This window comes from Mycolicibacterium bacteremicum (assembly GCF_002086115.1).
Classification (GTDB): Bacteria; Actinomycetota; Actinomycetes; order Mycobacteriales; family Mycobacteriaceae; genus Mycobacterium; species Mycobacterium bacteremicum.
In genome coordinates, this window is sequence record NZ_MVHJ01000001.1 from 170,950 (window position 1) to 192,622 (window position 21,673).

Genomic DNA, 21,673 nt, shown 5'->3' on the forward strand with positions numbered 1-21,673 from the left:
GGGTGACGGCGTCGTCGTTCAGTTGCTGCGGAACACCGCTGCGCTGCGACGTGCGGCATCGGCCCAACTGCCGTATTCGGCCGCCCAGTAGCGCAGAGAGTCGCGGTCGACCGTGGCTGCTTTGGCCCGCGCTTCCGCCATTCCGGCAGCGAGGCCGTCAGGGCAGAGTTCGACCGGGTAGAGGCGCTGCCCGCCGGCCAGGTCGGCAAGGTGGTTGACGGCAGGTCCCACCACTGGGCATCCCATGCTCAGCGCGAGCAGGGCACTGCCAGATGTGAAGAACGTGCGGTGTGCGATGACCGCGGCATCGGCGGCCGCGAAGTACGTCGGAACCTGTGCGGTGGGGATGTGCTTCGCCTGCACGATGATTCGGGGATCACGTCGGGCGGCCGCCAATTCGGCCGCGACGTCCCCCTCCGGGTGGCCCGCCAGGATGAGTCGGTCGTTTTCTCGGGCCATCCTCTGGAACCCAGCGATGATGTCTGCGAGGCCTTTGTACGGGCGGATGAGTCCGAACGACAGTGCCACGAATCCGTCGGTGGGAAGCCTCAGTTCGGCCCGGGCCCCTGATTGGGTGGGAGGAATGGGGTGCGAGTCGATGTAATGCGGATGGTGGACCACCGTCGTCGGACCGTCGTAACCGAATTCTTCGGCCAGGATTGCTCGGGCCCCGGGAAAATGGATGAAGACGTGGTCGCACAAGTCGAGTAGTTCTTGCCGCGCGCGACGTCCGAGTTCAGGGTAGGGGTCGTCGTGTGGGACCAGATTGTGCGCGGTCCAGGCGATGCGGACACCGCGCTGCTTCAGTTCCTGGATCTGTCGACGGAACATGCCGGCGCGGGTCTTGTACAGCCAGAGCCTGCGGTCGCGGTGCGCTTCGGTCGTCCAGTGGCCGTGCAGCCAGTCACCGGCTCGTAGCCGAGCAGAACCCGAACTGAGGATGAACGGCGTGCGAACATCGAGGCCCTCTTCGCGGAAGGCGTCGACGAGGCTTGGCAGGTAAGGGTTGTCGAACCAGCGCGGCCAGATGAGGACTCGCGGCGAAGGTCGACCGAGCCCGACCCGGGTGCCGATCGAGCCGCCGATCAAATGCTCGGCGGTCGCCTGCGGAGTCCTCACGGCGGTGCTGTCGGCGGCCCGCTGGGCCGAACTGTCGGGCATAGTCGCGCGATGGGTCGTGCGGGCCATGGGCGGACTTTAACAGTGTTCTCAGGTTTCCATCGGGGGAGTTTTGCATCCCGCTTCCGCTGATGCTTGATGAGGACAAGTGTCAAATTAGCTGAGTCCCTGACGTTTTCGATCTTGATCAGCTGCCGCCTCGTGATCGGTCCATGTCGTCGCAGGACTCCGTGGTGAGCAGCGAACGGTGCTCCGGCAACCGTCTGAGAGTTTGCCGAAATTCGCGCGGGCGGAATGTGTTCGCGCACGAACTCGCGGTCCTATCGCCGATGACGATGTTTAAAGAGATTCGCTGGCAACGGATTCGAAGGTCCCTTATAGGATGGTCGACGGTCGGACGGATATTGTGGCGGTCCTCACCCGCCAGCTGTCACATCAACTGTCCGACTTCTGGAAAACGCTGACGCCAAATGTTCAGAGTCCGGTTTCCGGAGCGCCCGACCGTCCGGAACCGTCCGACATGACGGAGCCCGACGCTTGGTCACCGCGCGCCGAGCGTGCTGTGAAGTAGCTGTACTTGACTGATCTTGATCATCGATAGTTGCGGCGGGAAAGGTGTGGCGTGGCGCGTTCGACGTGGCTGGTCAGTTCGAACGCCTCGATCGGTCCGTTCCTGCCCCCGGGTGTCCGCGCCGCGACTACGAGTGGCGCCGACCGCACGGTGTGGTGTACTTAGCGCCGACAGACGGCGTCTGCAGCAACCCCGCACGGGTAGTCCGCAAGGCAGCGTGCGGCGGGACGCGAGATAGGCAAGGAGAGTTCTTTGGCGGGCACAGTCCTTCCATCCTCGTCGAACATCGTTCCTGTGAGAGCTTGGAGTTGGGCCTGATGAAACTGAGTGTGATCGGAACGGGCTACCTCGGCGCCGTCCACGCCGCCTGCATGGCAAAGATCGGGCATGAGGTCGTCGCCTACGACACCGACGAGAAGAAGATTGCCGCACTGGCCGCTGGGACCTCTCCGTTCTTCGAGCCCGGATTCGATGAGCTGCTCGGTGAGGTGCTGGCCACCGGCCGATTGCGGTTCACCCAATCCGTCGAGGATGCGGTGTCGGGCGCCTCGGTGCACTTCGTCTGTGTCGGCACGCCCCAGCTGGCGGGTTCGGATGCGGCCAACATCTCATATGTCGACAGTGCGTTCCGGTCCGTCGCGGTCAACGCCGACTGCGACGGCCTGATCGTCGGAAAGTCCACCGTGCCGGTCGGTACCGCGCAGCGACTGGTCGGTGAGGTCGCCGCGACCTCCTCGCCGCACCGGTTGGAGGTCGCCTGGAACCCGGAGTTCCTCCGCGAGGGCAAGGCGATCGAGGACACGCTGCAACCAGACCGCTTGGTGTTCGGCGTGACCTCCGAATATGCCGAGAAGACGCTGCAGGAGGTGTACGGGCCCCTGCTGGACGCAGGCACCCCCCACCTGACGGCCGACCTGCCGACCTCCGAGCTGGTCAAGGTTGCCGCCAATGCCTTTCTGGCGACCAAGATCTCGTTCATCAACGCAATGGCCGAAGTGTGCGAGATCGTCGACGCCGATGTGGTCACCCTCAGCCGCGCGCTGGGTTACGACGAACGCATCGGCAAGCGGTTCCTCAACGCCGGGCTCGGTTTCGGCGGCGGCTGCCTACCCAAGGACATCCGCGCCTTCAGCGCGCGAGCCGGTGAACTTGGCGCCTCGGACGCGCTGAGGTTCCTGCACGAGGTCGACAAGATCAACCTGCGTCGCCGGGAGAAGGCCGTCTCGGTCGCGCGCGCGGTCGTCGGCGGTGAGTTGCTGGGCAAGAGCATCGCGGTACTGGGCGCGGCCTTCAAGCCCAACAGTGACGATGTCCGCGATTCGCCGGCACTCAACGTCGCGGCCGCCATGCACCTCAAGGGCGCCGATGTCCGCGTGCACGATCCGAAGGCCATCGAGAACGCCAAGGCGCGGTTCCCCACCCTGGGCTACTTCGATGACGTGGAACAAGCCTGCCGCAACGTCGATCTCATCGTGCTGGCCACCGAGTGGGACGAATACACCGGCATCGATCCCGCGGCGTTCCGGGCGGTGGTCAAGGAGCCGCGTCTGCTGGATACCCGCAACGCGCTCGACCGGCAGTACTGGTCCGGCGCCGGGTGGCAGGTGTACAGCCTGGGCAGGGGTGGACTGACCGCGTGACCCGGATCGAGGTGATCATCCCGGTCCGGGACATGGCGGGACACCTACCGAAACTTCTGGCCCCCACCCTCGACCAGCTCGCCGACGGGGATCGGGTGACCGTCGTCGACGACGCGTCCACCGACAACACCGCGGCCGTGGCCCGATCGCTGGGCGCCAACGTCGTGACGGTGTCGAAGAGTCGCGGCCCGTATTACGCACGGCAGTTGGCGGCCAGCAGGTCCGATGCCGATGTCCTGCTGTTCACCGACGGGCGCTGCCGTCCGTTGCCGGGACTGCTGGAGGCGCACCGCGGACTTCAGCAGCAACCCGGAGTCGCGCTGTCCTGTACAAACGTCCGCACACTGACCGGTCCCACGCTGGCCGCCAAGTTGGCGGCGGCGATGCAGCCATTCATGTTGCCCCGCGGCGGTGGGGCGATGAAGGCGACCATCGGAATGGTGCCGCCCAAGCCGGATTACTTCCCGACCGCCAACCTCGGTATCGACCGGGCGGCCTTCGTCGCGGTCGGCGGCTTCCGCTCGATGCGCGGCGGGGGAGACCTCGACATCTGCTGGCGCATCCAGGAACAGGGCCTGGGGACCATCGCCACCGACACCCGGGTGCTCATGGAATGGGAACCGCGGACCGCGATGCGGGACCTGGCCAGCCAGTGGAAGCGCTACGGAAACAGCAACGCCTACATCCGCTGGGCCAATCGCAATGACGGCGCGGCGGCGGGGGTCCACGTGCCGGCCAAGACCTCGCCGAAGGAGGCCTGGTCGATTTTGCGGGCCGAATTGCAGCGCCCACCAAGCGAACTGCTGGCCAACGCGCTGGTGGGCCTCGCATTCCAGTACGGCTACTTCACCGCGACGTTGAAGCGCTCGGAGTTCGAGATGCCCGCCCCTTTCGACATCGCGGCGGACTGAGCTCGCTCAGCCCTCCTGCTTACCGCCCTCGACGGCCGCGCGGTAGCCGCGCACCGTGATGGGCACGAACACAGCGCCGATCACCACGGTCCAGAGGACCATGAGCAGCACCGGTTGCAGCAGCGGTCCACCGGAGGACAGCGCCCGCATGGTCGCCGCGGCGGGTGCGACAGGCTGATACTCGGCCAACGGTCGCAGCAGCGCGGGAATCCGGTGCAGGGGAATCAGCGTCGCGAACGCCAAACCCATGCACGCGGACTGGATCCACGTGAGAATTACCCGGGCCTTGGGTTGCAGAGCAAGTGTGATGACGATCGTCGCGAACGACACCACCAGGATCGAGGGGATCAACAGGTAGAACGCGAATCCGAACCCGTTGCCCGCGAAGCGGAACCCCATGGCGTAAGCGACCGCGACCACCAGCGCTGAGCCGAGAAAAGTGCGGATCGCCTCGGCGATCAGCGCGCCGAGCAGTACCGATGTCCGCCGGACCGGCATGAGCCACATCCGGGTGAGCAGTCCGCTGTCGCGGTCGTAGGGGACCACGAGGCCGGCGCCGACGGCGGCCGACATGGCGCCTGCCAGCGTGCAGACCGGGATCAACAGATCCAGACCGCTGTTTCCGGTGAGTCGGACCATCGACTTGCCGACCAGCAGGCCGTAGATGACCAGCAGGCCGGTCGGGAACAGCAACGCCTGCACGGGAACCATCGGGAAGCGGCGCCACTGGAGGAACAATCGGCCGGCGAAGATCCAGGCCTCGCTCAGGAGTGCATGGCGATACGCGGTTTCAGCTTTCACGATTCGCGTCCCTGCAGTCGAACGGCCATGGCCCCGAACACGATCAGCATTCCCACGCACCATGCCAAGGCCGTGAGCAGTGTGCCTGTCTCCAGCTGGCCGCTGGTGAATCCGCGCAACGTATCGATGATCTGTGAGATCGGCTGGTACTGCACGAACGGGTGAATCCAGGACGGGAACGCGTCGACGGGCACCAGGCCGGTCGACAGCACCACGAGGACCACCTGGGGAATCATCAGGAGCTGGCTGGCCACCTCCGGCCGGCCGGCCTTGGTCCCGATCACATCGGCGCCGAAGGACAGGGCCAGCGTCAGCAACAGGGACAGCAACACGAACGCGGCGAAATAGCCGAATCCGGTGGTGAACCGGAAGCCCAGGATGTAGGCCCCGAGGATGGATGCGGCCAGGCCGAGCACACCGCGAATCAAGCAGAAGTTCATCCGCGCGAGCAGCATCGCGTATGGCGAGATCGGCAATGTCCGCATGCGGGTATCAAGCCCGCTGACCTTCGCCCAGGCCGCACGGTCGGTGGTGGTCAGCGCCCCGAACAGCATGGCCTGCACCACGATGGCGGGCAGGATGTACTGCTGGTAGCTCATTGCTCCTGTAGGGATCACATCGCGCAGTAGCAGCGCCAGGCCGATCAGACCCGAGATGGGCACCAGTACGGCGAACGCCAGGTCGAGCTGACCGCGGCGCACCACGCGCGCGGTCAGGATGCCGGTTGCCGTCACGTCGAGGTGACCGGGGTGGTCAGGTGCAGGAACACCTCGTCCAGCGACGGCCTGCGCAGCGAGATGTCGATCAACTCGACCTCGATCTCGTCCATCCGACGGAATACCTCGGTCAGGGTGGCGACACCGTTGGGTGCGGGCACAGACACCGTCGAGGCGTCGGCGTCCACCTCGACCTCGTCGAAGTCGGACAGCGCGGCGGCGATCCGGGCCAGGTCGGCCGGATCCAGCGGGGTCATCTCGCAATAGCTCGAACCGGTCTGGCGCTTGAGCTCGTCGGCGGTGCCGCTGGCCACGATCTGTCCAGCGTTGAGGATGACGATTGAATCGCTCAGGATGTCGGCCTCTTCGAGATACTGCGTCGTCAGCAGGACCGTGATGCCTTGAGCTTTCAGGCTCGACACCAGATCCCAGACATCGCGGCGGCTGCGCGGATCCAGGCCCGTCGTCGGCTCGTCGAGGAACAGCACCTTGGGCAGCACGACCAGGGACACCGCGATGTCGATGCGCCGCCGCATGCCACCGGAGTAGCCCATGACCAATCGATCGGCTGCGTGTCCCATGTCGAACTGGGCGATCAGCTCCTCGGCCCGGGCGCGCGCCTGGGCGCGGCTCATACCGCGCAGGCGGCCGAAAAGAACCAGGTTCTCGCGGCCGGTCAGCCGCGGATCCAGTGCGGCATCCTGACCGGTGACCCCGATATGGTGCCGGACCTTCGCCGGTTCCTTGGCGACGTCGTAACCGGCGACGATGGCCTGCCCCGAGGTCGGCATGAGCAGGGTGGACAAGATCTTGACCGTCGTGGTCTTGCCGGCCCCGTTGTGCCCCAGCAATCCGCACACCGAGCCGGTCGGCACGGAAAAGCTCACGTCACGAAGGGCGGGAACGCCACCGCCGAATGTCTTGGCGACATTGATGAGCTCGATCACGGAGTCATACGATACAGCCGACGGGAGATATCTGAGACCTACGGTACGACGCCCGCTGCGCTGCCGTGGCCTCAATCTCCGGTGCTGCGCGAAAGGGTCGCGACCACCGTGGTGATCGTCAGCACGACGAGCAACGGGTAGATCAGCAGCAGGTCGAGTCGGATGTTGGCGTCCTGGCCCTCCGTGACGATGAAGAACTCCCAGAACCCGTAGCCGAGCCAGGCCAGTGCGGCCGCGGCCGCCCACCGCGAACGCTTCCACCACCAGAGGGCCGACATGGCCGCGCCGGCGGGCAGCGTCAGCCATGGATGGGTGATCAACAGGTCCACCCGGCGAGCATGCCGGGGCCACGGACCCGGGCCGAAAACCGACACGCCGCGCGGCACGCCGACGGGCCCAATTCCTCCCGCGCGTCCGGCCGGAGCTGTCGGTGCCGCGCCCTAGACTGACTGGCCTATGGGTACCGGTGCCACCCCTTCTGGGTCTTCGAGCTTCGTGCATCTGCACAATCACACCGAATACTCGATGCTGGACGGCGCTGCCAAGGTCAAGCCGATGATCGCCGAGGCGCAGCGCCTGGAGATGCCGGCCATCGGGATGACCGACCACGGCAACATGTTCGGCGCCAGCGAGTTCTACAACGTCGCCACGGCCGCCGGCATCAAGCCGATCATCGGTATCGAGGCCTACATCGCTCCGGAGTCACGATTCGACACCAAGCGCGTGCTCTGGGGCGACCGCAACCAGAAGGGCGACGACGTCTCGGGCTCCGGTGCCTACACCCACATGACGATGGTCGCCGAGAACGCGACCGGGCTGCGCAACCTGTTCAAACTGTCGTCGATGGCCTCCTTCGAGGGACAGCTGGGCAAGTGGTCGCGGATGGATGCCGAGCTGATCGCCGAGCACGCCACGGGCATCATCGCCACGACCGGGTGTCCGTCGGGGGAGGTGCAGACCCGGCTACGGCTCGGGCATGAGCGGGAGGCCCTTGAAGCCGCCGCCAAATGGCAGGACATCTTCGGTAAGGAGAACTTCTTCCTGGAGCTGATGGATCACGGCATCGAGATCGAGCGCCGGGTCCGCGAAGGCCTGCTGGAAGTGGGCCGCAAGCTCGGTATCCCGCCGCTGGCCACCAACGACTGCCACTACGTGACGCGCGAGGCCTCGCAGACCCACGAGGCACTGCTCTGTGTGCAGACCGGCAAGACACTCTCCGATCCGACCCGGTTCAAGTTCGACGGTGATGGCTATTACCTGAAGTCCGCCGCCGACATGCGGGCGCTGTGGGATCTCCAGGTCCCCGGCGCGTGTGATTCGACCCTGCTGATCGGTGAGCGGGTCCAGTCCTACGCCGATGTGTGGTCGCCGCGCGACCGGATGCCGGTGTTCCCGGTGCCGGAGGGCCATGACCAGCAGACCTGGCTGACGCACGAGGTGATGACCGGCCTGGCGGAGCGGCGGTTCCCGGGCGCGGCGATTCCGCAGGAGTACATCGATCGCGCCAACTACGAGATCAAGGTCATCTGCGACAAGGGCTTCCCGGCCTACTTCCTGATCGTCGCCGACCTGATCAACTACGCCCGCTCGGTGAACATCCGGGTGGGCCCGGGTCGTGGGTCCGCGGCCGGTTCGCTGGTGGCCTACGCCATGGGCATCACGAACATCGACCCGATCCCGCACGGTCTGCTGTTCGAGCGGTTCCTGAACCCTGAACGCCCGTCGGCACCCGATATCGATATCGACTTCGACGACCGCCGCCGCGGTGAGATGGTGCGCTACGCCAGCGACAAGTGGGGCAGTGACCGCGTGGCGCAGGTCATCACCTTCGGCACCATCAAGACCAAGGCCGCACTCAAGGACTCGGCCCGGGTCAACTACGGTCAGCCCGGTTTCGCCATCGCCGACCGCATCACCAAGGCGCTGCCGCCGCCGATCATGGCCAAGGACATCCCGCTGTCGGGTATCACCGATCCCAAGCACGAGCGGTACAAGGAAGCCGCCGAGGTCCGCGGGCTCATCGACACCGATCCCGATGTGCGCACCATCTACGAGACCGCCCGCGGCCTGGAAGGCCTGGTCCGCAACGCCGGCGTGCACGCCTGCGCGGTGATCATGAGCTCCGAGCCGCTGGTCGACGCGATCCCGCTGTGGAAGCGCCCGCAGGACGGCGCGATCATCACCGGCTGGGACTACCCGTCGTGTGAGGCCATCGGCCTGCTGAAGATGGACTTCCTGGGGCTGCGCAACCTCACCGTCATCGGTGACGCGCTGGAGAACATCAAGGCCAACCGCGGCATGGACCTGGACATGGACCATCTGCCCCTCGATGATCCGGCGACCTACGAACTGCTCTCCCGCGGTGACACCCTGGGGGTGTTCCAGCTCGACGGCGGGCCGATGCGCGATCTGCTGCGTCGCATGCAGCCGACCGGCTTCAACGACATCGTGGCCGTGCTGGCGCTGTACCGGCCCGGCCCGATGGGCATGAACGCGCACAACGACTACGCCGACCGCAAGAACGGTCGCCAGCCGATCACGCCGATCCATCCCGAGCTCGAAGAGCCGCTCAAGGAGATCCTGGCCGAGACCTACGGCCTGATCGTCTACCAAGAGCAGATCATGTTCATCGCCCAGAAGGTCGCCTCCTACACCATGGGCAAGGCCGACGCGCTGCGAAAAGCCATGGGCAAGAAGAAGCTTGAGGTGCTCGAGGCCGAGTACAAGGGCTTCAAGGAGGGCATGACGGCCAACGGTTTCTCCGAGGCCGCCGTGAAGGCCTTGTGGGACACCATCCTTCCGTTCGCCGGATACGCGTTCAACAAGTCACACGCCGCCGGGTATGGCCTGGTGTCGTTCTGGACCGCCTATCTCAAGGCCAACTATCAGGCCGAGTACATGGCCGGTCTGCTCACCTCTGTCGGTGACGACAAGGACAAGGCCGCGATCTACCTGTCGGACTGCCGTCGGCTCGGAATCACCGTGCTGCCACCGGATGTCAACGAGTCGGTGCACAACTTCGCCTCGGTGGGCGCCGATATCCGCTACGGCCTCGGCGGTGTGCGTAACGTCGGCGCGAATGTCGTGCAGTCGATCATCAACGCCCGCAACGAGAAGGGCAAGTACACCGATTTTTCGGACTACCTGAACAAGATCGACATCGCCGCTTGCAACAAGAAGGTGACGGAGTCGTTGATCAAGGCCGGCGCCTTCGACTCGCTGGGGCACCCCCGCAAGGGTCTGTTCCTGGTGCATGCCGACGCCGTCGACTCGGTGCTGGGCACCAAGAAGGCCGAGGCCATCGGGCAGTTCGACCTGTTCGGCGGCGGCGACGCCGACACCGGCATGGAGTCGGTGTTCACCATCCCGGTACCCGAGGGCGAATGGGAGGACAAACACAAGCTCGCCCTCGAGCGCGAGATGCTGGGTCTCTACGTGTCCGGGCACCCGCTCGACGGCGTCGCCCATCTGCTCAGCGCGCACGTCGACACCCAGATCCCGGCCATCCTGGAAGGCGATATCGCCAACGACACCCAGGTGCGCATCGGCGGCATCCTGGCGTCGGTGAACCGACGGGTCAACAAGAACGGCCTGCCGTGGGCGTCGGCACAGGTCGAGGACCTGACCGGCGGCATCGAGGTGCTGTTCTTCCCGCAGACCTACTCGGCGTTCGGCGCCGACATCGCCGATGATGCGGTCGTCATCGTCGGGGCGAAGGTGGCCATCCGCGACGACCGGATCTCGTTGATCGCCAATGACCTTGTGGTACCGGACTTCTCGAATGCCCAGGGCGACCGGCCCGTCGCGGTGAGCCTGCCGACCCGGCAGTGCACGGTGGACAAGGTCACCGCACTCAAGCAGGTGCTGGCGCGCCATCCGGGCACCTCGCAGGTGCACCTACGGCTGATCAGTGGCGAACGCATCACCACGCTCGAACTCGACCAGTCGCTGCGCGTGACACCGTCCTCGGCGCTGATGGGGGACCTCAAGGCGCTGCTGGGCCCCGGCTGCCTGGGCGGCTGAGGACCGATCTCAGTCCGGCAGGACCTCGAATTCCCGTATGCGCCGATCAAGCTCGTCGGCGCTGAAACTCGTGGTGCTGTGGAATACGGCGATCCGGTCGGCCACATATTCGTCCGGCTCGGCGAACTCGGTGATCACGTGGTACTTGCGACGACGCGCATAGTCGTCGACTGCGAGCGTCCACCCGTCGCGCCCGTGCAGCATCCGCAACGCCTTCAGCGCACAAGCGACCCGGAAGCGCCCGTCGACGAGGACGAAGTCGGGCGTCTTTCCGCCGGCGAGGCTTTGTGCTGGAGGGTCGGAGTATCGCCGGAAAGCGTCCAGCCTCTCCGAATCTGCGGTCTTCCAATGCAGGGGGCGTCCGCGGCCGCCGGTCTTGCCGATATCCGCGTGGACGAATGTCTGCCTCATTGGATCGGCAAACCCTTCATCCGTGATCTTCTTCTCGACTGCGTCGAGGAACTCACGATCTGAATCGACCGCCACGAACTCCACTCCGAACTTCGCCGCGGTGTACGTCGAGCCGCCCGTGCCGAACTCCAGATACCGGTCGGTGTTCTTGATGGTGTCCAGGAACCAGTCGGTGGCCGTGCTGCTGCCGAACCATGGCTGGTTGTAGATCTTGATGCCCAAAAAACGACGCTTGAGCAGGAATTCGTAATCCTCAAGATCTCTCACAGAACCCCTTGATGCGTAGACGATGCGCGATGAATTGACCGGAAGCAGTGGCTGTCGGCCGTGCTCCGTTCGGCGCCGCCAGTCTACGGAGTGCACACGCACTACCTGGATTACTTTGTGCCCCTTGCCGGATACAGATACCGGATCGAGACAGTCTTGGCGCTAACGGCGTGCGGTGATGCTGCCGACCAGCCACACCAGCGTCGCGGCGCCGGCGGCGGTCAGCACCGCGGTGCCCATGCTCACGGTGACGACACCGACGAGCAGCAGCATGACGACACCGACGATCACGGCAAGCAACTTGTACACCGGCCAGGGGATGCCGGCGATCGCGATTTCGGTGTGGGTGGTCACGCCTACACGATAACTCTGATCCGAGAGTTCGGGCAACCGAAACTCTGGATCCGGTGTGTCGCGTCAGTCATATCAATTTTCATGGACCGCCCAGGTGGTGGCACCATTGTCGGGGTGTCCACCGATCTGAACCAGAGCACTTCGCCGCTGACCGCCACCGACGTGGACGAGGCCGCCGAGCGAATTTCCGGGGTGGTCACCGTCAGCCCGTTGCAGTTCAGCGATCGGCTCTCCCAGATCACCGGCGCCCAGGTCTATCTCAAGCGGGAAGACCTGCAGGCGGTCCGGTCGTACAAGCTGCGTGGTGCGTACAACATGCTGATGCAGCTCACCCCCGGCGAACTCGCCGCGGGCGTGGTCTGCTCCTCGGCGGGAAACCACGCCCAGGGCTTCGCGCTGGCCTGCCGGTCGATGGGCGTGCACGGTCGGGTCTACGTACCTGCCAAGACGCCGAAGCAGAAGCGTGACCGCATCCGCTACCACGGCGGTGACTTCATCGAGCTCATCGTCGGCGGCAAGACCTATGACCTGGCCGCCCAGGCCGCCCTCGATGACGTTGCCCGCACCGGCGCGACCCTGGTCCCGCCGTATGACGACCCACGCACCATGGCCGGCCAGGGCACCATCGCGGTCGAACTGCTCGACCAGCTTCCCGGCGAACCCGATCTGGTGGTTGTCCCGGTCGGCGGCGGCGGATGTATCGCCGGCATCACCACCTATCTGGCCGAGCGCACCACCGGCACCGCGGTTCTCGGCGTCGAACCGGCCGGCGCCGCGTCGATGCTCGCCGCGCTGGCGGCGGGCGCGCCGGTGACCCTGGACCACGTCGATCAGTTCGTCGACGGTGCCGCCGTCGCCCGGGCCGGCACCCACACGTTCGCGGCGCTGGCCGCAGCAGGGGACATGCTCTCCATCACCTCGGTCGACGAGGGCGCGGTCTGCTCGGCGATGCTGGACCTGTACCAGAACGAGGGCATCATCGCCGAACCGGCGGGGGCGCTGTCGGTGGCCGCGCTGCTGGAGGCCGACATCACCCCGGGGGCGACGGTGGTGTGCATCATCTCCGGGGGCAACAACGACGTCTCGCGCTATGGCGAGATCCTCGAACGCTCCCTGGTGCACCGCGGCCTCAAGCATTACTTCCTGGTCGACTTCCCGCAGGAGCCCGGGGCGCTGCGCGGCTTCCTGGACACCGTGCTCGGGCCCAACGACGACATCACGCTCTTCGAGTACGTCAAGCGCAACAACCGGGAAACCGGCGAGGCGCTGGTCGGCATCGAGATGGGATCGGCCGGTGATCTCGATGGCCTGCTCAAGCGGATGCAGGCCTCCGACGCCCATGTCGAGCTGCTGGAGCCGGGTTCACCAACATATCGCTACCTGACCTGATACGCCGAAGTCGTTGTGCGACACGATCACTATCCAAAGTTGCGTTCGGCGAGCGCGATCACGCTCGGCAGCCGTTCAGCAATCTTTGCCACATAGCCGTCGTGATCGTCGAGCACCGCAGTGGTCGTGACAGGCATGTCGCTGAGCTGTGGGTCGGCGCCCACGCAGCATTCGGGCATGCCGAACATCTCCATCAGGCCTTCGACCTTGCCTTGCGTGGAAACGATCACCGCCGGCGTCCCCATTCGCAAGGACATCACGCCCAGATGCATACGCCCGGTGACGACAGCGGTCGCACCTGCGCAAAGGCCGCGGACGACATCGGGCAGTTGTAGCGAGGACACCCGCGGCAACGGATCGGTCACCGCTGCGACGATCTGATCGAGTGCGTGTTGATCGTCGGCGGTCTTTCGGGACACATGCGGCAGCAGCACCGGGGTGATACCCCTGGCCCGCACACTGCGGATCACCTCGACATAGGACGCCACCTGTGCCGACTTGCCGACCAGTCCACTGGCGTTCACCAGTACATAGCGCTCACCGTTAGTGACCCCGATCTGATCGAGCACCCGGCGTGCGGCGTCCCGGTCCGCTGAGTCCTGGGTGAAGACGACATCGGCGGCCGACGCCGGCTGCACGCCGATCTTGTCCAGCCGGCGGTGGCTCGCCGGGTCGCGGGCGTACAGCACCACACCCGCATCGCTGGCCCTCTTCACCGCCCGGACGGCCCGCGCCCGGGCTTTCGGACTCCAGCTGAAACCGAGCACGGCCGCCGGGACGCCGTGCTCGACGGCTATCTGCGCCATGCGGGCGCGGGCGATCGAGGCGCGTAGGCAGTAACGGCCGTCCATGATGTCGGCGCCGACGATGCGGACGGAGGACGCATCGTTCAGCAAACTTCGATACCGCCGCACATCCCGGCGACGCGCGAGCCCTCGGCCATAGATGAGATCCGGGAGCACGATTTCGGTAAGTGCGCGCCCCGTCGCCGGGAGGTGCTCGAGTTGCACGTCACCGGCCTTGCGCACGATCAGGTGGACATCGCCGACGATGTTGTGCAGGGCACTCTCGACCAGCGCCTGATCACCGATGTTGCCCGCGGCCGGCGGCGCGATGACCACTGTTGTCATGCTTTCGCATTCCTGTGATGTTTTGTATGAGCGGCGGGGAAGGGATAGTCGCGCAGTGCGAGCTTCTGAGAATACTTACAGGTTCCGTCGTGACATGGCACCGAGAGCCCCCTAACGAGCGGGCCGAGGGGCCGTCTGGCGGGCAGCACGCGGGCGTGACGACGGGGCGGCCATCCCGACGGCATACCGGTCCTGCCGAATCGACGACACCGCCACCCGGCTGTCCTCGGCCGGATATCCGACCGCCACCATCATGATCACGACCTCGTTCGGAGGAAGACCGATCTCCCTGCGCAAACCCCTGTCCTTCGCCTGGGTCGTGCTCCAGTTCAGGCAACACGTTCCAATCCCACGTGCGTGCAGGGCATACACCAGCGTCATCGCATAAAGCCCGCCATCGACAAACGCCTGATTCCGCTCGGAGGGCGCCACCATTGTTTCGAGATCGTGCGTGATCAACAGCGTGAAGCTCGCGTCGGCGCCGAACCCAGTATTGCCGTTCTGGTACTTGAGAAGCGCATCTGCTGCTGGTCCGCGGGCGAATACTCTTATTCGGGATCCTTGACGATTGCACACCGACGGCGAGTTGTCGGCGATCCGTGCCGCCTCCTCGATATCCGACAACGCAACGGCTGATTTGGCAAAGTGCCGTACGCTCTCCCTGGACTCGATGAGATTGTCGAATGCCTCCACGCTTGGAAAGCTGGCAACCGTACGCGGTTTCGTCCCGCCGAGTGTTAGGTCGGGGGAGTCCGGCAGTAGCGCCGTCCGCAGTTCTGCTGTCAACCACTTCGGTGCCGGCACGCCAGACGCATCGAAGTGCGCAAAGTAGGCGGCTAGCGCCCCATGGGCCATTGAACGAGCGTGCTCCACGTGATGTTCGCCGGAGTGCGGAAGTCTGTCCAAGTTCCGCTTGAGTCGCGGCAGCACGTCCTTCCCGAACCATTCTTTCGGAGCTCTGAGCGCGAGCCCCTTCTCGATCCGGTGCGCGTCCATGACGACCCGAGCCGTCAAACGGGTACCGCGCGCACCGAACAGCCCGGAGTGGCGGCGGAATTGCTTCCAGTCAGAAATGTATTGATGCGCCAGCAGCAATTCGTCGCGAACGCGTACGGTTCCCGGGACGTCGTCGATCGAGTATTTCATCGGGTGCGATATTCCTCCGGCAGACGAAAAGCGACGGAGTGGTGTGACCACTCCGACCAAGACTATCGCTGACGGCCGCACCGCACGTACGCAAGTCGAGCGGCGACAAGTCCAATCAAGGCTCCTGCAGAGTCCGCAGCACCGCGAACGACTGTCCCGGAATGCGGGTGCCGTCCCCGTCGGGTGCCGGTTGCTCCCAGGCCAACACGACCTCACCCGTGACCGGCACCGTCACCGCGGTATCGGCCAGGTTGCAGACCACCGCGAACTCGCCGCGATACATGATGATCCAGCGCGCCGCCTCGTCGTAGTCGATGCGCAGATGCGTCAGCCACGGATCGGCGAAATCGGACTCGTTGTGCCGCAACGCGATCAGGCCGCGATATGTGTCGTGTAGGCGGGCGTGCACACCGTCGTCGACCTCGCCCCAGTTCAGCTTGGACCGTTCGAACGTCGCCGGGTCCTGCGGGTCGGGGATCTCGTCGGCATCCCATCCGTGCGCGGCGAACTCGGCCTTGCGGCCCTCTGCGGTGGCGCGCGCCAGTTCCGGCTCGGGGTGCGAGCTGAAGAATTGGAACGGACTGCTCGAGCCCCACTCCTCGCCCATGAACAACATCGCGGTGTAGGGCGATCCCAGCGCCAGGGCGGCCTTGACCGCCAGCTGTCCGGGTGTCAGGTTCTGTGACGGCCGGTCGCCGACGGCCCGGTTGCCGACCTGGTCGTGGGTCAGCGTGTATGCCAACAGCCTGGTGGCGGGGATGGTCGCGATGTCCAGCGGCCTACCGTGCCTGCGGCCGCGGAAGGACGAGAACGTGCCGGCGTGGTAGAAGCCGTGTGCCAGGGTCTGGGCCAGGGTCTGCATCGACCCGAAATCGCTGTAATAACCCTGCCGTTCGCCCGAGACGGCGGTGTGGATGGCGTGGTGGATGTCGTCATCCCATTGGGCGGTCAGCCCGAGCCCACCCTGCGCGCGCGGGGTGATGGTCCGGGGGTCGTTCATGTCGCTCTCCGCGATCAACGACAGCGGACGCCCCAACTGCGCTGCCAGATCGTCGGTTTCGGCCGACAACTCCTCCAGGATGTGGATGGCGGTGGTGTCCACCAGTGCGTGCACCGCGTCCAGCCGCAGGCCGTCGGCTCCGAAGTCGCGCATCCAGCGCAACGCACAGTCGATGATGTAGCGGCGCACCTCGTCGGCACCCTCATCGGCGATATTGATCGATTCGCCCCACGGATTGCTGCCGCTGGACAGGTACGGCCCGAACCGGGGCAGGTAGTTGCCGGACGGTCCGAGGTGGTTGAACACCGCATCGATGAGCACACCGAGTCCGTGGGCATGGCAGGCATCGACGAAGCGCACCAGCGCATCCGGCCCGCCGTAGGGTTCGTGGACCGCGTACCAGAGCACGCCGTCATAGCCCCAGCCGTGGGTTCCGCTGAACGCATTGACCGGCATGAGCTCGACGAAGTCCACGCCGAGATCCACGAGGTGGTCCAACTTCTCGGCGGCCGCATCGAGCGTGCCCGCCGGCGTGAACGTGCCGATGTGCAGTTCGTAGATGGTGGCGCCCTCGATGGAACGTCCGGCCCAGGGTGCCGGCCCGGTGGCCGGCCGCCACAACTGGGACGGGCCGTGTACGCCGTCGGGCTGGCGTGCCGAGCGCGGGTCGGGCAGCGCGGTGTCATCGTCGTCCAGGACGAACCCGTACCGGCTGTCTGCGGGCGCGTCCACCTCGGCGCGCCACCAGTTCCCGGTGTCGCGCACCATCGGGTGCCGGGTACCGTTCACCTCCAGCTGCACCCGGTCGGGTCGGGGAGCCCATACTTCGAATGTGGTCATCAGGCACGCTCCAGCAGCACACCGGGCAGCTCGGCGAACAGGTCGGCCGCGTTCACCGCGCCGGTGAACCCACGGCCGGTCAGCCGATCGACCCACTGACCCTCGGGCAGCGTCAAACGGGTCTCCTCCCAGCCGATTTCCTCCAACCGCGCGGTCCATCTGCGGACTGCCACCACGACGTCGTCACCCCGGCCGAAGGCCACCACGTGGTCGGCGGCCGACCCGTCGGCGAGCAGGGCACGGTATCCGCCGGACAGGTAGGTCTCCGGCCGCTCGCGCCGGGAGCGCAGCGCCCCGTGTACGACGCGCATCTTGGGATCGGACAGCTCCGCCAGCGCGGCACGCCGCGCCGCATAGTTGACCGGTCGACGGTTGTCCGGGTCGACCAGACTGTCGTCGAGCAACTCGGTGCCCTGGTAGACATCGGGGACACCGGGCACCGTGAGTGCCAACAGCTTCTGGCCGACCGCGTCATTGTGGCCGTGCGGGTGCAGCTGGCCGACCAGCGCGGTCAGCTCGGTGGCCACCGGCCCGTCCAGGACGGCATCGAGCCAGTCGTGTACGGCCCGCTCGAACTCGCTGTCGGGGTCGTTCCAGGTGGTGTGCACCGCCGCCTCCCGGATTGCCTTCTCGGCATAATCGTGCAACCGCGTGCGCAGCTCGTCGGACACCTCGCCGTCGGTGGGCCAGACGCCGAAGATGTTCTGCCACAGGAAGAGCCCGGTTCCGGGGTCGGGCGGAATGACCACCTGCGACCACCGCGCGATACGGTCGGCCCACAGCGCCGGAACCTGGGACAGCACCCCGATACGGGCCCGGACGTCCTCGCTGCGCTTGGTGTCGTGGGTGGACGTGGTGACCATCGCGTGCGGCCACAACCGCGCCCGGGCCGCGGCCCGGGTGTGAAACTCGGCGGCACTGACGCCGAAGAAGTCGGGTTCACCGCCGACCTCGTTGAGTGTCACCAGCCGGGCGTCCCGGTAGAACTGGCAGTCCTCGACGGCCTTGGCGGTGACCGCCCCACACAGTTGCTGGATGCGTTTGGCGGATTCACCGGCACCGGCCAGCGCGGCCGAGATGATCTGCAGGGGTGCCGCGAGATCTGGTCGCGCCGCGATGGTTTGGCCGACCGCGACCGGCCCGAGGGCGGCCAGCGCGGGATAGTCGAAGCGGTATACCCCGATGTGGGTGAGCAGGGCGGTGACGGCCTCGGGCAGCTGTGGGTGATCCGACCCGGTCTCGGCGACGATGGTGCGGTGCACGCGGGCCAGCTCACTGGCCAGGGTGACGGTCGCCGCGCGGGTCTTCAACTCGGCGACCTGCGCCTCGTAATCGCCGTCCTGGCCGTAGAGTCCGGTCAGTTCGGGCTCGGCGGCGGGGTCGATGAACACCCCGCCGACCTCGCGCAACGCGTCGTAGCCGGTCGCGCCGTCGACCGGCAGCGCGGTGTCCAGAGCCTCGTCGGGGGCCAGAATCTTCTCGATCACGATCCAGGCCGCCGGACCGACCAACTCGCGCAGCCGCTGCAGATAGTCGGCGGGATCGGTCAGGCCGTCCGGATGGTCGATGCGCAGCCCGTCGACCAGCCCTTGGTCGAACCAGCGCGCCACCTCCCCGTGGGAGGCCGCGAAGACCGCCGGGTCCTCCTGTCGTAGCCCGGCCAGCGAGGTGATGGAGAAGAAGCGGCGGTACCCGCACACGTTGTTACGCCAACCGATCAGCGAGTAGTGCTGACGCGCATACACCTCGGCGGCGCTGCCCTCGCCGGTACCGGGCGCTATCGGCCACGTCCGGTCCCCGAGTCGCAGCACCTCACCGTCGATGCTCAGGTCGGCCACATCGTCGTCGGATCCCAACACCGGCAACACAACTCGGCCGCCGGCCAGATCCCAGTCGATGTCGAAATAGCTGCTGTAGCGGGAATCCCGGCCGTGGGTGAGTACGTCCCACCACCACGGGTTGGTCGCCGGGTCGTCGACGCCGACGTGATTGGGCACGATGTCGACGATCAGTCCGAGACCCCGTTCGCGCGCACCGGCCGCCAGCGCCGCCAGGCCCTCGGGTCCGCCGAGGGCAGCCGAGACCGAGGTGGGGTCGGTGACGTCATAGCCATGGGTGGAGCCCTCGGCTGCGGTCAGGATGGGGGACAGGTACAGGTGCGAGACACCGAGATCGTCCAGGTAGTCGAGCAGATCCACCGCCTCGGCGAAGGTGAAGGCGTCACCGCGCATCTGAAGCCGATATGTGGAGAGCGGGACACCCATCAGCCGTTACCGCCTAGGTCGTTTTCTTGAGCACCCGAAGCGAGCGCGGCTGCAGGCAGATCTTCTCGCCCGCAGATGTGGTCACCTCTTCGGCACCGGCGGGTTCGCCGGTGTCCAACGCGGTTACCCACTTTTCGGCGTAATCATCGGAGGGCAACACGAAATCCAGCGGTTCGTCGTGTGCGTTGAAGCACAGCAGAAACGAATCGTCGCGGACCCGCTCACCGCGCGCGTTCGGTTCCGGGATCGCGTCACCATTGAGGAACACCGCAATGCTCTTGCCGAAACCAGAACCCCAGTCCTCCGGGGTCATCTCGGCCCCCGCCGGAGTCAGCCAGGCGATATCGCGTTCCTGCTCGCCGCTGCGGATCGGATTGCCGGCCAGGAACCGCCGGCGGCGGAACACCGGATGCTTCGTGCGCAGCGCCACCGCCTTGCGGGTGAACTCCAGCAGCGCGGCGTTGTCGGCCAGCTTCGACCAGTCCACCCAGGCGACCGGCGAATCCTGGCAATAGGCGTTGTTGTTCCCACCCTGGGTCCGCCCGATCTCGTCACCGTGGCTGATCATCGGGGTGCCCTGGGACACCATCAGGGTGGCGATCATGTTGCGCATCTGGCGGGCCCGCAGTTCGAGGATGTCCGGGTCGTCGGTGGGGCCCTCGACCCCGCAGTTCCAGGACCGGTTGTGGCTCTCGCCGTCCCGGTTGTCCTCACCGTTGGCCTCGTTGTGCTTCTCGTTGTAGGACACGAGGTCGGCGAGGGTGAAGCCGTCGTGGCAGGTCACGAAGTTGATGCTGGCACCGGGGCGTCGCCCGGTGTGTTCGTAGAGATCCGAGGACCCGGTGAGCCGGGAGGCGAACTCGCCGAGGGTGGCCGGCTCGCCCCGCCAGTAGTCGCGCACGGTGTCGCGGTACTTGCCGTTCCACTCGGTCCACAGGCCGGGGAAGTTGCCGACCTGATATCCGCCCTCGCCGACATCCCAGGGCTCGGCGATCAGCTTGACCTGGCTGATCACCGGGTCCTGCTGCACCAGATCGAAGAATGCGCTCAGCCGGTCGACATCGTAGAACTCACGGGCCAGGGTGGAGGCGAGATCGAACCGGAAGCCGTCGACGTGCATCTCCAGCACCCAGTAGCGCAGTGAGTCCATGATGAGCTGCAGGGTGTGCGGATGCCGCGCGTTGAGGCTGTTGCCGGTGCCGGTGAAGTCCTTGTAGAACTGTTCCTCGCCGTCGAGCAGCCGGTAGTAGGCGGCATTGTCGATGCCGCGGAAGTTCAGGGTCGGCCCCAGATGGTTGCCCTCCGCGGTGTGGTTGTAGACCACGTCGAGGATCACCTCGATACCGGCCGCGTGGAAGGCGCGGACCATTGCCTTGAACTCGGCGACCGCGCCGCCGGCGTGGCGGTTGGCGGCGTACTCCGAGTGGGGTGCGAAGAAGCCGAAGGTGTTGTACCCCCAGTAATTTCGTAGCCCCAGATCCAGCAGCCGGTGGTCGTGCAGGAACTGGTGCACCGGCATCAGCTCGATGGCGGTGACGTTGAGCGACTTGAGGTGTTCGATGATCACCGGATGGGCCAATCCGGCGTAGGTACCGCGCAGCTCCTCGGGGATGTCGGGGTGCTGCTGGGTCATGCCCTTGACGTGCGCCTCATAGATCACCGTCTCGTGATACGGGGTCTTCGGCGCGCGGTCGGAACCCCAGTCGAAGAACGGGTTGATCACGACACTGGCCATCGTCTGGCCCAACGAGTCCACCGCCGGGTCGGCCGGAGTAACCGCGGGGTGTTCGGACTCCAGATCGTAGGAGAACAGCGCCTGGCTGAAGGTGAAGCCGCCGTGGAAGGACTTGCCGTACGGGTCGAGCAGCAGCTTGCTCGGATCGCACCGGTGACCGGCCGTCGGGTCCCATGGCCCGTGCACGCGGAATCCGTAGCGCTGTCCGGGGCTCACCGTCGGCAGGTAGGCGTGCCAGACGTAACCGTCCACCTCGTCGAGCGGGATACGTTGTTCGGTACCGTCCTTGGCGATCAGGCAGAGATCGACCTGGGTGGCCACCTCGGAGAACAACGAGAAGTTGGTGCCGGCACCGTCATAGGTGGCGCCCAGCGGGTACGGCGTGCCCGGCCAGACCGTGGTGACCATC

Annotated in this window: 16 protein-coding genes; 4 read left to right on the top strand and 12 right to left on the bottom strand. The window is 66.0% G+C overall.

Translation table 11 applies throughout. The features are described from left to right. Window positions 1-18: 18 nt before the first annotated feature. Window positions 19-1,188, bottom strand: a complete 1,170-nt coding sequence (locus tag BST17_RS00780) for a glycosyltransferase (protein ID WP_109749940.1) — start codon at window positions 1,186-1,188, stop codon at window positions 19-21. Window positions 1,189-2,007: 819 nt separating this feature from the next. Here BST17_RS00780 and BST17_RS00785 point away from each other — a divergent pair. Both BST17_RS00785 and BST17_RS00790 read left to right on the top strand, forming a co-directional pair. Beyond that, window positions 2,008-3,330: a UDP-glucose dehydrogenase family protein gene (locus tag BST17_RS00785; protein WP_083054606.1), complete on the top strand. Its 1,323-nt coding sequence runs from the start codon at window positions 2,008-2,010 to the stop codon at window positions 3,328-3,330. Next, entirely contained in the window at window positions 3,327-4,241 is a 915-nt protein-coding gene (locus BST17_RS00790) for a glycosyltransferase (RefSeq protein ID WP_234807487.1), read from the top strand. The genes BST17_RS00785 and BST17_RS00790 overlap by 4 nt, the downstream gene beginning before the upstream one ends. 6 nt (window positions 4,242-4,247) lie before the next feature. On the opposite strand, the gene BST17_RS00795 is transcribed toward BST17_RS00790, so the two are convergent. The 4 genes from BST17_RS00795 to BST17_RS00810 all read right to left on the bottom strand — a co-directional run bounded on the left by BST17_RS00795 (window position 4,248) and on the right by BST17_RS00810 (window position 7,034). After that, the gene (locus tag BST17_RS00795; RefSeq protein ID WP_083054608.1) at window positions 4,248-5,042 is read right to left on the bottom strand and encodes an ABC transporter permease; all 795 of its coding nucleotides are present in this window, start codon (window positions 5,040-5,042) and stop codon (window positions 4,248-4,250) included. Beyond that, on the bottom strand, window positions 5,039-5,776 hold the full coding sequence (locus tag BST17_RS00800; protein WP_083054610.1) for an ABC transporter permease: 738 nt from the start codon (window positions 5,774-5,776) through the stop codon (window positions 5,039-5,041). Before BST17_RS00800 ends, BST17_RS00795 begins: the two co-directional genes overlap by 4 nt. Then, window positions 5,773-6,705, bottom strand: a complete 933-nt coding sequence (locus BST17_RS00805; RefSeq protein ID WP_083054612.1) for an efflux ABC transporter ATPase subunit, DrrA-related — start codon at window positions 6,703-6,705, stop codon at window positions 5,773-5,775. Before BST17_RS00805 ends, BST17_RS00800 begins: the two co-directional genes overlap by 4 nt. Window positions 6,706-6,776: 71 nt before the next feature. Beyond that, window positions 6,777-7,034, bottom strand: coding sequence for a hypothetical protein (locus BST17_RS00810; protein WP_083054614.1), 258 nt, complete (start codon window positions 7,032-7,034; stop codon window positions 6,777-6,779). A 127-nt stretch (window positions 7,035-7,161) separates the two neighbouring features. Here BST17_RS00810 and dnaE point away from each other — a divergent pair, with 127 nt between their 5' ends. Beyond that, window positions 7,162-10,728 carry a DNA polymerase III subunit alpha gene (dnaE, locus tag BST17_RS00815; RefSeq protein WP_083054616.1) on the top strand — a complete coding sequence of 1,189 codons (3,567 nt, stop codon included), beginning with the start codon at window positions 7,162-7,164 and terminating at the stop codon, window positions 10,726-10,728. 9 nt (window positions 10,729-10,737) lie between these two features. Here the strand turns inward: dnaE and BST17_RS00820 are convergent, their stop codons facing one another. Both BST17_RS00820 and BST17_RS00825 read right to left on the bottom strand, forming a co-directional pair. Beyond that, window positions 10,738-11,406: a class I SAM-dependent methyltransferase gene (locus tag BST17_RS00820; RefSeq protein WP_133053491.1), complete on the bottom strand. Its 669-nt coding sequence runs from the start codon at window positions 11,404-11,406 to the stop codon at window positions 10,738-10,740. A gap of 162 nt (window positions 11,407-11,568) precedes the next feature. Next, a complete protein-coding gene (locus tag BST17_RS00825) occupies window positions 11,569-11,760 on the bottom strand; it encodes a hypothetical protein (protein WP_083054620.1) in 192 nt (63 codons plus the stop codon). Between the two features lie 114 nt (window positions 11,761-11,874). On the opposite strand from BST17_RS00825, the gene ilvA reads away from it, so the two are divergent. Next, window positions 11,875-13,149: a threonine ammonia-lyase IlvA gene (gene ilvA / locus BST17_RS00830; protein WP_083054622.1), complete on the top strand. Its 1,275-nt coding sequence runs from the start codon at window positions 11,875-11,877 to the stop codon at window positions 13,147-13,149. A 29-nt stretch (window positions 13,150-13,178) separates the two neighbouring features. Here the strand turns inward: ilvA and BST17_RS00835 are convergent, their stop codons facing one another. From BST17_RS00835 to glgX, 5 genes are all read right to left on the bottom strand, one after another. Beyond that, window positions 13,179-14,279, bottom strand: coding sequence for a polysaccharide pyruvyl transferase family protein (locus BST17_RS00835; RefSeq protein WP_083054624.1), 1,101 nt, complete (start codon window positions 14,277-14,279; stop codon window positions 13,179-13,181). A 111-nt stretch (window positions 14,280-14,390) separates the two neighbouring features. Further along, window positions 14,391-15,425 (bottom strand): nitroreductase family protein, encoded by a 1,035-nt coding sequence (locus BST17_RS00840; protein ID WP_207573542.1) that lies wholly within the window; start codon window positions 15,423-15,425, stop codon window positions 14,391-14,393. A gap of 115 nt (window positions 15,426-15,540) precedes the next feature. Continuing rightward, window positions 15,541-17,265, bottom strand: coding sequence for a malto-oligosyltrehalose trehalohydrolase (treZ, locus tag BST17_RS00845; protein ID WP_083054626.1), 1,725 nt, complete (start codon window positions 17,263-17,265; stop codon window positions 15,541-15,543). After that, on the bottom strand, window positions 17,265-19,529 hold the full coding sequence (treY, locus tag BST17_RS00850) for a malto-oligosyltrehalose synthase (RefSeq protein ID WP_083054628.1): 2,265 nt from the start codon (window positions 19,527-19,529) through the stop codon (window positions 17,265-17,267). Before treY ends, treZ begins: the two co-directional genes overlap by 1 nt. A gap of 13 nt (window positions 19,530-19,542) precedes the next feature. Next, window positions 19,543-21,672 carry a glycogen debranching protein GlgX gene (gene glgX / locus BST17_RS00855; RefSeq protein ID WP_083054630.1) on the bottom strand — a complete coding sequence of 710 codons (2,130 nt, stop codon included), beginning with the start codon at window positions 21,670-21,672 and terminating at the stop codon, window positions 19,543-19,545. Window position 21,673: the final 1 nt, after the last annotated feature.

What these genes read in the sequence shown, in the direction of transcription:
- BST17_RS00780 (WP_109749940.1), bottom strand. Translation starts at nt 1,188, where the DNA reads ATGGCCCGCACGACCCATCGCGCGACTATGCCCGACAGTTCGGCCCAG.
- BST17_RS00785 (WP_083054606.1), top strand. Translation starts at nt 2,008, where the DNA reads ATGAAACTGAGTGTGATCGGAACGGGCTACCTCGGCGCCGTCCACGCC.
- dnaE (WP_083054616.1), top strand. Translation starts at nt 7,162, where the DNA reads ATGGGTACCGGTGCCACCCCTTCTGGGTCTTCGAGCTTCGTGCATCTG.
- BST17_RS00835 (WP_083054624.1), bottom strand. Translation starts at nt 14,279, where the DNA reads ATGACAACAGTGGTCATCGCGCCGCCGGCCGCGGGCAACATCGGTGAT.
- BST17_RS00840 (WP_207573542.1), bottom strand. Translation starts at nt 15,425, where the DNA reads ATGAAATACTCGATCGACGACGTCCCGGGAACCGTACGCGTTCGCGAC.
- treZ (WP_083054626.1), bottom strand. Translation starts at nt 17,265, where the DNA reads ATGACCACATTCGAAGTATGGGCTCCCCGACCCGACCGGGTGCAGCTG.
- treY (WP_083054628.1), bottom strand. Translation starts at nt 19,529, where the DNA reads ATGGGTGTCCCGCTCTCCACATATCGGCTTCAGATGCGCGGTGACGCC.
- glgX (WP_083054630.1), bottom strand. Translation starts at nt 21,672, where the DNA reads ATGGTCACCACGGTCTGGCCGGGCACGCCGTACCCGCTGGGCGCCACC.